We start from the raw sequence: 12,215 nt of genomic DNA, 5'->3' as shown, positions 1-12,215 counted from the left end.
AGTAAGCGCTAAAGCGCTAACTCCGATCGACAGGAGCCTGACATGACAAACACTCTCAAGGGTTTCGGTGCGGCGCTTTGCGTGGCGCTGCCGTTCCTGACGCAAACCCCGGTGCAGGCAGCCGACCAGGCGCTGGTGCAACGCGGCGCGTATCTGGCGAAAGTCGGCGATTGCGTTGCCTGCCACTCGGCGCCAAAGGGCAAGCCGTTCGCGGGCGGCCTGCCGATGACCACGCCGATGGGCCAGATCTACACGACCAACATCACGCCGGATCCGGCTACCGGCATCGGCAGCTACACCGAGGAGGACTTTGCGAGAGCGATGCGTGAAGGCGTCGCGAAAGACGGCCACAACCTGTATCCGGCGATGCCATATCCGTCCTATGCGAAGGTCAACGACGACGACATGAAAGCGCTCTACGCGTTCTTCATGAGCGGCGTCGCGCCGGTGCAGCAGGCGAACCGCGAGCCGGATATCCAATGGCCGTTGAACATGCGCTGGCCGTTGAAGATCTGGAACCTCGTGTTCCTGGAGAAGGGCGTCTATCAGGACAAACCGGGCAAGGATGTCGCGTGGAATCGCGGCGCGTACCTCATCCAGGGCCTGGGGCACTGCGGCTCGTGTCATACGCCGCGCGGCATCGCGTTCCAGGAGAAGGCGCTCGATGAATCAGGCAGCGCGTTCCTGACCGGCGGCCTGCTCGACGGCTGGTTCGCCGCGAACCTGACCGGCGAACACAACGTCGGTCTCGGCCGCTGGAACGATCAGGATCTGCAGGCGTTCCTGAAGACCGGCGCGAATCGCCACGCATCGGCGTTCGGTTCGATGACCAGCGTGATCAACAACAGCACGCAGGCCACGAACGACACCGACATCGCCGCGATGACCACGTATCTGAAGTCGTTACCGCCGGCGGGTGGCACGGGCGCGGCACCTTACAGCTACGATCCGCAGACCACGAAGGTATCGTTGAACCGTCCTGCGAACAACGCCGGTGCGCGTGTCTACACGGCGTATTGCATGCACTGTCACGGCGTCGACGGGCGAGGCTTTGCGCCGATGCTGGCGCCTTTGGCCGGCAATCCGAACGTGTTGGAGAAGGATCCGTCGTCGCTGATCAACGTGACGTTGAACGGCACGGGCGATCTGGTGATCGGCGGTATTCCGGCGCCGTATCCGATGCCGAAGTATGCACCGGTGCTCAACGACCAGCAGATCGCCGACGTGCTGAGCTTCGTGCGCGCCGGGTGGAACAACGGTGCGCCGGCGGTGAGCGCAGACGAGGTGGCGAAGCTGAGGAAGTCGACGCAAGCGGCGCGGTAATCACGCCGGAAAGGCAAAAAAAGCGGCAACCGTGCAGGACGACGGTTGCCGCTTTTTTATCGTCTATCAGTCTTACCGATGCTGCCCGACCTTCTGCCGCTTCTCCAGCACTCTTGCATACCAGGTCAACGGAAAACACATCGCGAAGTAAAGCATCGCGACCATGCCGTAGATCGGGAACGGCCAGAACGCGGCGTTGGTGATCATCGTGCCGGTCTTGGTCAACTCGGTGAAGCCGATGATCGACGCGAGCGCGGTGCTTTTCACCACTTGCACGAGGAAACCGACCGTCGGCGCAACCGCGATTTTCAGCGCCTGCGGCCACACGATATAGCGCAGTTGCTGACTGAAAGTCATGCCGAGACTCGCGCCGGCCGCCCACTGGCCGCGCGGCACCGCTTCGACACAGCCGCGCCAGATGTCGACCAGATACGCGCTCGTATAAAGCGTCAGCGTGACGGCTGCCGCCACCCACGGCGAGACATCGACACCCAGCAACGGCAGTCCGAAGAACGCAAGAAACAGCTGCATCAGGAGCGGCGTGCCCTGAAACACCTCGACGTACACCACGACGACGCGGCGCAGCCACGGCAACGGCGAAACGCGCATCGCCAACAGCAGCAACCCGACGATGCCGCCGCCGACAAACGCGATTAACGACAACAGCACCGTCCAGCGGGCGGCGAGCAGCAGATTGCGGGCGATGTCCCACAGTGTGAATTCGACCATGATCAACGCTCCGTCGGCAGAGTGCGCGCGCCGCGCCATGCAAAGCGCGTGCGCCAGTTACGCGGGGCGCTGCCGGCGCCTCTCGCTGCGCGGCCGGCGAACAGTCCGCGTCCGAACCGGTTCAACAATTGCCGCAACAGGATCGACAGAATCAAGTACGTTGCCGTGATGATCAGATAGCTTTCGAACGAGCGGAAGTTGCGCGACTGGATGAAGTTGGCCGCGTAAGTCAGGTCGGGCACCGAGATCTGCGACACCACCGCCGAGCCGAGCATCACGATCAGCACCTGGCTCAGCAGCGCGGGAAACACGTTGGCGATCGCCTGCGGCAGCACGATATAGCGAAATACCTGGCGGCCATGCAGGCCGAGCGCCTGGGCCGCTTGCACCTGGCCGCGCGAAATCGAATCGATGCCGGCGCGCACGATCTCGATCGCGTAGGCGCCGAGATTGACGGTCATCGCCAGAATCGCGGCCTGTACTTCGTCGATATGAATGCCGAGGCTCGGCAAACCGAAAAAGATAAAAAACAGCTGCACGATGAACGGCGTGTTGCGGATCAGCTCGACATAGCTCGCGACCACCCAGCGCGCCCACTTCGGCCCGGCCACCGCGACGCTCGCGCCGGCAATGCCGACCAGACCGCCTAGCAGGGTGGATACGGCCGTGAGCCCCAACGTCACGGCGACGCCGCGCGCGAGCATCCCTGCATAGAGGCCGAAGCCGCTGAAATCGAACGCATACGTCATGGTGTGGCGCTCATCGTGAGGTCAAACTCCAGCGCGGACGCCCCGAAGGAAGTCCCCTTGGGGGACCGGCATGCCGGTCCGCGCAAAAAAGGTTCAGAGGTCGGCCGGCAGCGGCGTACGCAGCCACTTCTGCGAAATCGCGTTCATCGTGCCGTCCTTGCGGGCCTTGGCAATCGTTTCGTCGACTTTCTGCTTCAGACGCGGCTCGTTCTTGTTCAAACCGACGTGATCCGGCGAGCTGAACAGCGAGAACTTCTGCTCCGGATCGTTCGCCGGATGACGCGCGAGGATCGTCGCACCGACGTCGTTGCCGACCACCATCAACTGTACCTGACCAGAAATAAACGCCGAAATTGCGCCGTTCGGATCGTCGAAACGTTTGATGGTCGCGCTGGGCGGCGCGATCTTGCTGACACTCAGGTCTTCCAGCGTGCCGCGCGCGACAGAAATCGACTTGCCGGCGAGGTCGGCGGCGTTTTTAACGGGCAGGCTTTTCGGGCCGAACACGGCGAGGTAGTAGGGCGCGTACGGCTGCGAGAAGTCGATCACCTTTTCACGTTCCGGCGTCTGGCCGACCGACAGCAGCATGTCCGCCTTGTGGTCGGTAAGGTAGGCCATGCGGTTGTCGCCCGTCACCTGGACGAGTTCGACCTTCGCGTTGAGCGCCTTCCCGATCAGGTTGGCGACGTCGATGTCGTAGCCCATCGGTTTCATGTCCGGGCCGATCGAGCCGAACGGCGGGTAGTCCTCGAATACGCCGATGCGCACCGTGCCGGATTTGGCGATCGTGTCGAGCGCATCCGCGTTCGCGGCGCCCGGGAATGCGCACAGTGCGCCGAGGCCGGTGAAGGCCAGCGTCGCGGCCAGGGTGGCGAACACGCGGCGCGGGTTCGATCGAGCAACTTGGGGCTGGTTCATGGTCTTTCCTCTGTCGAAAACGTCGGTATTGGAATGGGTTTCAATGAGCCCGTTTCAGTGGGCCGCACGGGCGGCGATCAGTTTGCACGCATGCGGTGGCAATTCCGCGAACACCGGCATGCCGAGCGTGAGTCCCGGCGTCTCGCGCGGCGTGGTCGCTGCGGTCAGCGTGAAGCCGGCGCAGTCGATGGTCGCTTCGAGCGACGCGCCGACGTCGCGGATAAACGTGACCGTTCCTGCAAGGCGGTTCGGGCTCGCATCGGCGGACGCCGATTTGACGCACACGTCTTCCGGCCGGATCAGCAGACGGATATCGCGGTTCGATTCCGGCACGCGCGCCGGTTGCACGACCACAATGCGCCGGCCGCCCGGCAGGCTCACGCCGCCCGCACCGTCGTAAGTGACCGGCAGAATATTGCCGAGGCCGATGAAGTCGGCGACAAATTCGCTCACCGGGTCGCGGTAGATATCGAGCGGTTTGCCGACCTGCGCAATGCGGCCTTTTTCCATCACCACGATCTCGTCGGCCATCGTCATCGCTTCGCGCTGGTCGTGCGTGACCATGATCGTCGTGATGCCGAGCCGCTGTTGCAGCAGGCGGATTTCGACCTGCATCGCTTCGCGCAGCTTGGCGTCGAGTGCTGACAGCGGTTCGTCGAGCAACAGCAGTTTCGGTTGCGACGCGATCGCGCGTGCGATCGCCACGCGCTGCCGCTGGCCGCCGGAGAGTTGCGTGACCGGCCGGTTCGCCATGTGCGGCAACTGGATCAACGCCAGCAGTTCGGCCACGCGGCGCGCCTGCGCGTCCTTCGCCGTCTTGCGCAGCTTGAGCGGATACGCGACGTTTTGCGCCACCGTCATATGCGGGAACAGCGCGAGCGACTGGAACACCATGCCGAAGTCGCGCTGGTTGGCCGGTAAGCGCGTGATGTCGCGGCCGGCGAAATCGATGCGGCCCGAGCTCGGCGTTTCCAGGCCGGCGATCATCCGCAACAAGGTCGTCTTGCCGCAACCCGACGGTCCGAGAAAGCACACCAGCTTGCCGTCGGGCACGCTCAGATCGACGCTGTCGACGGCATGGGCTGCGTTGAAGCGTTTGGTCACGGTCTGCAAGGTCAGATGGGTCATCGAATGCTCCAGCATGTAGGGACCGTCAAAGCGCGACGCCTTCATCGCCGATCAGCTTTTCGAGCAGCCAGATCAGCGCGAAGTCGATGGCGACGATGAACACCGCGAAACAGAACACGGTCGGATCGAGCGACGACACCGTGCGGCTGTAGAGCCACACCGGCAGCGTCATCGTGTCGATGCCGTATAGGAAGAAGGTGACGGTGAACTCGTTGAACGAGATGATGAACGCGAACAGCATGCCGGCAAGGATGCCCGGGCGCATCAGCGGCAGGATCACGTCGACGAGCGCGCGGCGCGGGCTTGCGCCCATCACGCAGGCCGCCTCTTCGAATTCCGGACCGATTGCCGCAACCGACGCCGCGCAGTTCTTCACCGTGAAAGGCAGCGCCAGAATCACATGCGCGATGATCAGGCGGAACACGCCGAGTTCGATCGGCAGCACATTGAACACCAGCAGCAGCGACAAGCCGAGCATCACCAGCGGATAGACGAGCGGCAACGCCACCAGTTGTTCGACCGCCGGTTTGCCGCGAAAGCGGTAGCGGCTCAATGCGTAGGCGGCGGGCACCGAGACGAGCGTGGCGATCAGCATCGTCGAGACTGCGACGATCAGGCTCGTGCTCAGCGCGGCGCCCATCGAGAGCGAGTCGCTCGCGTCCGGCGACACGAAGCTGTGCCAGGCCGCGCGATACCAATGCAGGCCATACGCGTGGGGCGGGAATTCGAGCGTGTCGGCGGCGCTGAACGACATCGTGATCATCGTCAGGATGGGTAGCGCGGCTAGAAACAGCACCACCGCGGCGAGAACAGCCGCAGCCTTGCCCAACTGGCCGGGCATGGTGGTCGGCAAACTCGTGCGCAAACGCGGCAGGCGCGGCACAGTTTGAATTGGCGTGCTCATGCGTGAGGCTCCTCGGCGAGACGTTGCGTGCGGCGCACGAGGCGCTGCGAAAGCGCCATCACCGTAAGCGTCGCTACCATCAACACGACGCCCGACGCGGATGCCGCGGGCCAATTGAGCAACGGCGCCACCTGGTCGTGCACCAGCACGGCGAGCATCGGCACGCGGCGTCCGCCTAGCAACAGCGGCACCGCGAACGCGCTGGCGTTGTACGCGAACACCAGCAGCGCGCCGGATACCAGACCGGGCATGGCCAGCGGCAGCAATACGTGACGCAAGGTTTGCCAGCGCGTCGCGCCGAGCGTGGCCGCGGCTTCTTCATACGAGCGCGACACCGCGCGCATCGCACTCGACAACGGCAGCACGGCGAGCGGAAACGCTGTCTGAATCAGGCCGAGCAACACGCCATGCTCGCGATACAGCCACATCACCGGCCGCTCGACGAGGCCGCTGGCGAGCAGCACGTGATTGAGCAAGCCCGCTGGCCCGAGAATGATCAGCCAGCCGTAGCCTTGCAGCAGCAGATTGACGAGCAGCGGCAGCAGCACGCCGGCCAGCAGCAGACGCCGCGCGAGCCGCGACTCGGTGCGCGCCATCGCCAGCGCGACGGGAATCGCCAGCAAGACCGCGCAGATCATGCTCTGAAACGCGAGCTTCAACGTCAGCCACAACGACTTCAGGAAATAGCCGTCGAGCAGGTCGGCGTAGTTTTGCAGCGTGAAGCCGCGCCATTCTCCGCCTTGCGTACCGAAGCTCATGCGCAGCACGACCAGGGCCGCCGCGCCGAGCACGGCGAGAAACAGCAGAATCGGCGCGAGCAGCAGCCAGGGGCGCGCTTTCGCCAGCGCGGTTTCCCGCGTGTCGAACGCGGGCTCGCGAGGCGAGCCCGACGCGGTTCCCGACGGTACGTCCGACACCGCTGAAGCACGCCGCGAAAAGCGCGCAAGCATCGTGCTCATGCCGAGAAAATTTCGGTGTAGCGCTTGATCCACGCCGGCTGCACGACGGCGAGCGCCTTGTCGTCATGCAACACGGCTTTCTCCGCGATCTGCTGCGGGCTCGGCACGAATGCGCGGCTCTCGGCGGGAATCACCGCTTTCGAGTTGACCGGGCCGTTCAGCACGTCGGCAGCCATGCGGCCTTGCACGCCGGCGTCGAGCGAATGGTTGATAAACGCGTGGATCAGATCGATGTCGCCAGGATGCGATTTCGGGATCACCGTGAACATCAGTTGCGTGGCGAAGCCCTCCTTCATGCCGTAGGTCACGCCCATCTTGTATTCGGGCTTGCGGATCTGATCGGGGAAGAAGGCCGGCGAATAGATGCCGCCGATATCCAGCGAGCCGGTGCGAAACAGATCGGCCACCTGGTTCGGGTTCTCGCCGAGCGTCATCACGTGGTCTTTCAGTTGCATCAGTTTCTTGAACCCCGGCTCGATGTTCTGCTGCGAGCCGCCGTTCATCTTCGCGGCGATGATCGCGAGGTCCACGGCTTCAGCCCATTCCGGCGGCGGCAGGAACAATCGTCCCGCGTATTTCGGATCCCACAGCGCTTCATACGAAGACGGCGCTGTCTTGACGGTCGACGTGTTGTAGATCAGGCCGTCCGACCACAGCAGATAGCCGACGCCGAAACCGTTCGCGCCGGTGCGATATTGCGGCGCGACGTCTTTCAGGTTCGGCAGCTTGTCGAGGTCGGGCTTCATCAGCAGACCCGCGTCGCCGAGACCTGCCGCGCCGACGCCGGCCAGCGTGATGACGTCGTAAGTGGGGCGCTCGCCCGCGGCCTTGACTTTGGCGACCATGCCGGAGGTGCCGTCGGCGCGATCGGCGATCACCTTGGCGCCGGTCTTCGCCGTGAAGGTCGCGGCGATGTTGCGCAGCGCGGCGGCGCCGGTGTCGTCCGACCAGGTCAGAAGACGCAGCGTCTTGCCGGAGAAGTTGTGTTCCTGTGCTTTCAGATTGACGAACGGCATCGGCAACGCGGACGCCGCGAGCGCTGCACCGATCGTCTTGATGGCCTGCCTTCTACCCCGTTTGATCTCTTGCATGGCGGTCTCCCGTGTTGAACGCCTGTTGCCTGGTGATATTCGCTGTGACCGCTGCCGCTGTACTGCCCAGTTGCCCGTTTGCGATGCCCTTCACGCATTGCGCATGCGTTGCGTGTGGATGCACTCTAGGTTTGCCAAAATCCTCCAACAAACGAAATATGTGCATGGCGGCCATGACGTAATCTCATGCGAAAGCCGTTGCGCGATGCTCGCAGCGGGTTCGCTCGATGCAGCAGGAACGCCGATCCACTGGCGTATGCGGGTTAACGTCCATGATTTTTCCGTGACTGGGCGCCTGCCGAGGTATGAGGAAAGCTCGGTTCTGGTGCGGCAGGCGGGGTCTTTGCCCAGAGTCGGTGCAAGACGCCATGAGCGGAGCGCAATTCATGGTCGCGCCATGAGTGGAATGCATGCGTTTGAACTTGCGCGCATCTCGTGTGGGAATATCGAATCGCGTATGCTGTGGGCTCGACGGGCGTAGCGGTAATCAACGCTGCTGGTCCGCGTAATGACTTTTTCTGATCCTGGACTACTTCGATGCGACGTCTTCCGCCGCTCAATGCGCTGCAGATTTTCGAAACCGTCGCGCGGCACCGCAGCTTTACGCGCGCCGCCGATCATCTGTGTCTGACGCAAGGCGCGGTCAGCCGGCAGATCATCGCGCTCGAGGACTACTACAAGTTCCCGCTCTTCAAGCGTCACGCGAAGGGTTTGACGCTGACCGCCGAAGGCGAATTGCTGCTGCCGGCGGTGAAGGAGAGCTTCGCGCGCATCGAAGAGATTTCGCTGCGCCTCACGCGCCAGCGCACCGATCTCGCGCTGAAAGTGCCGACCTGCGTGATGCGCTGGATGCTGCCGAAGATCATGCGCTTCCAGGCCGAGTATCCCGATCTGCATGTGCAGATCACCACCACCTGGCAGCACGACGTCGACTTCCAGCTCGAGCCGTTCGATGCGGCGATCATCTATGGATCGTCGCCGGGAGTGGACGTGCAGACGGTGCCGTTGTTCGAGGAGCGTTTGACGCCGGTGTGCGCACCCGATCTGCTGAAAGACAAGCCGCTGGATCAGATCGCGGATCTGGCGCGCCACACGCTGCTGCATCCGACGCGCGATCACCGCGACTGGAAGATGTGGCTCGCCAAGGTGACTGAACTGGATGCCGCGAACGCGCACGCGATCGATGCCGAGCACGGCCCGAGCTTCGACACGCTCGATATGGCGACCAACGCCGCGTTACAGGGCTTCGGCGTCGCCATCAGCGATCTTGCTCTGATCGACGACGATGTCGCGGCCAGGCGTCTGGTGCGGCCGTTCGATACGGTGCTCAAGACCGGTTGGCGCTATTACTTCGTCTATCCCGACTCAGTCGCGCATCAGCAGAAGCTGAATCTGTTTCGCGACTGGATCGCGGCGCATTGGGAAGAGTGAGGTCCCGAGCCAGGACCTTCACGTCATGCATATCCGTGCATAACGCGCCGTCACGGCGCGAACGACAGAAACAGATAAGCCGCGAACAGCGACAGATGCACCGTACCTTGCAGAATCGTGGTGCGGCCGGTACCGAGGGTGAGCGTGCCGACCAGCAGCGTGAGTATCAGCAGCACGGTTTCCTTGCCGTCGATACCCAGCACGAGCGGCTGACCGGTCCACAAGAACACCACGGCAACTGTCGGAATGGTCAACCCGATACTGGCGAGCGCCGAACCGAGCGCGAGATTCAGGCTGTTCTGCAAGCGGTCCGCGCGCGCCGCGCGCACTGCGGCGAGACCTTCGGGCAGCAGCACGAGCGCCGCAATCACGATCCCGACCACCGCCGGCGGCGCGCCGGCGTCCTTTACCGCGGTTTCGACGACCGGCGACAACACCTTCGCCAGCAACACGACGGCCACCAGGCACACCATTAACAAGCCGCCGCTCGCCATCGCGACGCCGATACTCGGCGGCGCGGCATGGACGTTTTCGTCGGGCACATCGGCGAGGAAATAGTCGCGATGCCGCACGGTCTGCACGAACACGAACACGCCATATAGCACCAGCGACGAAACGCCCGCGAACGCCAGTTGCGACGACGACAGCATAGGACCGACGCTGGTGGTCGTGTAATTCGGCATCACCATGGTCAGCACCGACAACGACGCGAGCACCGCCAGCGCCGCGCTTGCGCCACGAATCTGAAAGTCCTGCTCGCGATGCCGGATGCCGCCCACCAGCAAACAGATGCCCACGATCCCATTGCAGACGATCATCACCGCCGCGAATACCGTGTCGCGCGCGAGACCGGCTTTTTCCGGGCCGGCCGACAGCATCACCGAGACGATCAGCGCGACCTCGATCACGGTGACGGCCACCGCCAGCACCAGCGTGCCGAAAGGCTCGCCGACCCGATGCGCGACGACTTCCGCATGATGCACCGCCGTGAAGACCGCGGCGCACAGCGCTGCTCCGACCAGCGCGAGCAGCACCGCGTGGCCCGGCATGGCGTACGCCACGCCCAGCACGATCCACGCGACGAATGGCGCGGCAATGGTCCAGCGGGGCAAAACAGTCGCGGGCGTGGTCATTCGGGGCTTCCTTTCTGATGCTTGTATTTGACTGGCGCGGCAGGCGCCAACGCGTGGCAGCCAGGCTTCAGGCGGGCAACGATGCTAATCCATCGTCTTAATAAGACGCCCTAACACATTAAATTATAAAGAGTAATTTTTTTGCAGAACGCGTTTGCCAGTTGCGCGCTATATCAGGAGAGCGCGGATTCGACCGCTCGACGGTTGACGGCACCTGTTCTGTATTCAAGGATGGGAGCCGCGGGATTGCGCGGAAAACTGCCGCGCAGTTTCGCCGGCCGGAATGCCAGCGGCGCTGAACGGTCGACGTGCTTGCTGCACTGGAAGAACCGCAGGAATCGAATCGGGCGCAATGCCGCGTCAAGCAGCCTTGCGCCCGGATGTAGCACTAAAGCAGACTGGTTCGGGCTTACTGCCCGACCGGACGGACCGTCAGCGCGCTCTTCACCGACGTCACGCCGGCCACGCCTTGCGCCGCCTGAGTCGCCAGATCGACTTGCGACTGTTCGGGCACGCTGCCTTCCAACGTCACTGCGCCGCCGCGCGCGCGCACCACGATGTTGGCCACGCTCACGCCCTTCGTCTTCGACAGCGTGCTGCGCACTTTACGTCCCAGCGCGCGGTCGGCTGCCTTGGTCGCCTTGGCGTTAGGCGCCGACGACGCAGCCATCGGCGCCATCGAGGCCGCCGCATCGCTGCTTTGCGCATACGCATTGAGGGACGCCAGAACGATCAGAGCGCCGCCGACCAGCTTGATTCCGGTGAATGCTTTCATTCAACTTCTCCTGTTGTCATGAATACGACGGCCCCTGAGTGGGGCCGGTGTACTACACCAGCGGTTACTTCGGGATTAAAACTGAATGGAACGGTACCGCAGGTCGTGCGATTGCTTGCAATCTGTCTGCCGATCAAGCGGGCCGAGGCGCCCGCATGCCGGCAAAGGCTGTGCTGCAGGCCGGAAACACACGATACTCCAATTAGTGCCATGGTGAATGCGCCGCTGTACCGAAATGAGGTTTTGATACAACGAATCGGCGGATGACAACAGGCCGATGGCGCGCCACCGCTTGGCCGGCTTCCATGGCGCGCCCCGAAGCTCCAAACAAGGTCGAACCGCATGCCCAATCAGCCGCTCCCGATCATCGCTTTGCTTCGTGACGATTTGCCGCTCGATACGGTCGAGCTGGCGCGCTTCATGGTCGGCAAGTACCTCGTGCACGATCTGCCGGAAGGCCGCATCAGCGGACGGATTGTCGAGACCGAGGCTTATCCGGTTGGCGATTCGACTAGTCACGCGTTTGCCGGCCGCCGTTCGTATAACGGCTCGATGTTTCTCGCGCGCGGGCATGCCTACGTGCGATTGACCTACGGACTTTCGTACATGCTCAACATGTCTGCCGAAGCAGAGGAGGTCGGCGCGGGGATTCTGTTTCGCGCAATCGAACCGCTCGAAGGACTGCCCCTGATGGAGACGCGGCGGCCCGGCGTGCCGCTGCGAGATCTGGCGCGTGGTCCCGGCCGGCTGACCACGGCGCTCGGCATCGACCAGGCATTCGACGGCCGCGATCTTTGCACGGGGCGCGGCCTGTGGATCGGCGTGATCGAGACGGATGAGCTGCCGGTCGGGGTGACGAAGCGCATTGGCTTGTCGCGCGAGATGCATCGGCCGTTGCGGTTTTTCGAGCCGGGCAGCGCGTTCGTCAGTGGGCCGAGAAAGCTGCTGCAGACGCCACGTTCCGCCGATTCCGCCGCCGCGCAAATTTGACTGCCGGTGGCGCGCGTCGCGGCAAAACACACTCAGCGCCAGCGTGTTTTCGAAACGCCAGACGCAAAGGGTTTCGATCCCGACA

12 protein-coding genes are annotated in these 12,215 nt (G+C 63.4%); 3 read left to right on the top strand and 9 right to left on the bottom strand.

What is annotated here, in order from left to right; genetic code table 11:
- Nucleotides 1-42: 42 nt before the first annotated feature.
- Nucleotides 43-1,323 carry a c-type cytochrome gene (locus tag SB772_RS04655; protein WP_410832104.1) on the top strand — a complete coding sequence of 427 codons (1,281 nt, stop codon included), beginning with the start codon at nucleotides 43-45 and terminating at the stop codon, nucleotides 1,321-1,323.
- A 72-nt stretch (nucleotides 1,324-1,395) separates the two neighbouring features.
- On the opposite strand, the gene SB772_RS04650 is transcribed toward SB772_RS04655, so the two are convergent.
- The 7 genes from SB772_RS04650 to SB772_RS04620 all read right to left on the bottom strand — a co-directional run bounded on the left by SB772_RS04650 (nucleotide 1,396) and on the right by SB772_RS04620 (nucleotide 7,801).
- Nucleotides 1,396-2,052: an amino acid ABC transporter permease gene (locus tag SB772_RS04650; protein WP_410832103.1), complete on the bottom strand. Its 657-nt coding sequence runs from the start codon at nucleotides 2,050-2,052 to the stop codon at nucleotides 1,396-1,398.
- 2 nt (nucleotides 2,053-2,054) lie between these two features.
- The gene (locus tag SB772_RS04645; RefSeq protein ID WP_410832102.1) at nucleotides 2,055-2,801 is read right to left on the bottom strand and encodes an amino acid ABC transporter permease; all 747 of its coding nucleotides are present in this window, start codon (nucleotides 2,799-2,801) and stop codon (nucleotides 2,055-2,057) included.
- A 93-nt stretch (nucleotides 2,802-2,894) separates the two neighbouring features.
- Nucleotides 2,895-3,719, bottom strand: a complete 825-nt coding sequence (locus tag SB772_RS04640) for a transporter substrate-binding domain-containing protein (RefSeq protein ID WP_410832101.1) — start codon at nucleotides 3,717-3,719, stop codon at nucleotides 2,895-2,897.
- A gap of 54 nt (nucleotides 3,720-3,773) precedes the next feature.
- Nucleotides 3,774-4,847 (bottom strand): ABC transporter ATP-binding protein, encoded by a 1,074-nt coding sequence (locus tag SB772_RS04635; RefSeq protein WP_410832100.1) that lies wholly within the window; start codon nucleotides 4,845-4,847, stop codon nucleotides 3,774-3,776.
- 25 nt (nucleotides 4,848-4,872) lie between these two features.
- Complete coding sequence (locus SB772_RS04630) at nucleotides 4,873-5,751, bottom strand: ABC transporter permease (RefSeq protein WP_410832099.1); 879 nt, start codon at nucleotides 5,749-5,751, stop codon at nucleotides 4,873-4,875.
- Complete coding sequence (locus SB772_RS04625; protein ID WP_410832098.1) at nucleotides 5,748-6,710, bottom strand: ABC transporter permease; 963 nt, start codon at nucleotides 6,708-6,710, stop codon at nucleotides 5,748-5,750. The genes SB772_RS04630 and SB772_RS04625 overlap by 4 nt, the downstream gene beginning before the upstream one ends.
- The gene (locus SB772_RS04620; protein WP_410832097.1) at nucleotides 6,707-7,801 is read right to left on the bottom strand and encodes an ABC transporter substrate-binding protein; all 1,095 of its coding nucleotides are present in this window, start codon (nucleotides 7,799-7,801) and stop codon (nucleotides 6,707-6,709) included. The genes SB772_RS04625 and SB772_RS04620 overlap by 4 nt, the downstream gene beginning before the upstream one ends.
- Nucleotides 7,802-8,338: 537 nt before the next feature.
- Here SB772_RS04620 and SB772_RS04615 point away from each other — a divergent pair.
- Nucleotides 8,339-9,232, top strand: a complete 894-nt coding sequence (locus SB772_RS04615) for a LysR substrate-binding domain-containing protein (RefSeq protein ID WP_410832096.1) — start codon at nucleotides 8,339-8,341, stop codon at nucleotides 9,230-9,232.
- 50 nt (nucleotides 9,233-9,282) lie between these two features.
- On the opposite strand, the gene SB772_RS04610 is transcribed toward SB772_RS04615, so the two are convergent.
- Both SB772_RS04610 and SB772_RS04605 read right to left on the bottom strand, forming a co-directional pair.
- Nucleotides 9,283-10,365, bottom strand: coding sequence for a calcium:proton antiporter (locus tag SB772_RS04610; protein WP_410832095.1), 1,083 nt, complete (start codon nucleotides 10,363-10,365; stop codon nucleotides 9,283-9,285).
- Between the two features lie 409 nt (nucleotides 10,366-10,774).
- A complete protein-coding gene (locus SB772_RS04605) occupies nucleotides 10,775-11,140 on the bottom strand; it encodes a BON domain-containing protein (RefSeq protein WP_410832094.1) in 366 nt (121 codons plus the stop codon).
- A 342-nt stretch (nucleotides 11,141-11,482) separates the two neighbouring features.
- On the opposite strand from SB772_RS04605, the gene SB772_RS04600 reads away from it, so the two are divergent.
- The gene (locus tag SB772_RS04600; protein WP_410832093.1) at nucleotides 11,483-12,130 is read left to right on the top strand and encodes a DNA-3-methyladenine glycosylase; all 648 of its coding nucleotides are present in this window, start codon (nucleotides 11,483-11,485) and stop codon (nucleotides 12,128-12,130) included.
- Nucleotides 12,131-12,215: the final 85 nt, after the last annotated feature.

It is taken from the genome of Paraburkholderia sp. SIMBA_030 (assembly GCF_046535245.1).
Taxonomy (GTDB): Bacteria; Pseudomonadota; Gammaproteobacteria; order Burkholderiales; family Burkholderiaceae; genus Paraburkholderia.
Note: the sequence above shows the minus strand (reverse complement) of the source record. Positions and strands in the feature narration are given on the sequence as shown.

Coding starts and splice junctions, on each gene's coding strand:
- SB772_RS04655 (WP_410832104.1), top strand. CDS start 43: ATGACAAACACTCTCAAGGGTTTCGGTGCGGCGCTTTGCGTGGCGCTG.
- SB772_RS04650 (WP_410832103.1), bottom strand. CDS start 2,052: ATGGTCGAATTCACACTGTGGGACATCGCCCGCAATCTGCTGCTCGCC.
- SB772_RS04645 (WP_410832102.1), bottom strand. CDS start 2,801: ATGACGTATGCGTTCGATTTCAGCGGCTTCGGCCTCTATGCAGGGATG.
- SB772_RS04600 (WP_410832093.1), top strand. CDS start 11,483: ATGCCCAATCAGCCGCTCCCGATCATCGCTTTGCTTCGTGACGATTTG.
- SB772_RS04605 (WP_410832094.1), bottom strand. CDS start 11,140: ATGAAAGCATTCACCGGAATCAAGCTGGTCGGCGGCGCTCTGATCGTT.
- SB772_RS04615 (WP_410832096.1), top strand. CDS start 8,339: ATGCGACGTCTTCCGCCGCTCAATGCGCTGCAGATTTTCGAAACCGTC.
- SB772_RS04635 (WP_410832100.1), bottom strand. CDS start 4,847: ATGACCCATCTGACCTTGCAGACCGTGACCAAACGCTTCAACGCAGCC.
- SB772_RS04625 (WP_410832098.1), bottom strand. CDS start 6,710: ATGAGCACGATGCTTGCGCGCTTTTCGCGGCGTGCTTCAGCGGTGTCG.
- SB772_RS04640 (WP_410832101.1), bottom strand. CDS start 3,719: ATGAACCAGCCCCAAGTTGCTCGATCGAACCCGCGCCGCGTGTTCGCC.
- SB772_RS04610 (WP_410832095.1), bottom strand. CDS start 10,365: ATGACCACGCCCGCGACTGTTTTGCCCCGCTGGACCATTGCCGCGCCA.
- SB772_RS04620 (WP_410832097.1), bottom strand. CDS start 7,801: ATGCAAGAGATCAAACGGGGTAGAAGGCAGGCCATCAAGACGATCGGT.
- SB772_RS04630 (WP_410832099.1), bottom strand. CDS start 5,751: ATGAGCACGCCAATTCAAACTGTGCCGCGCCTGCCGCGTTTGCGCACG.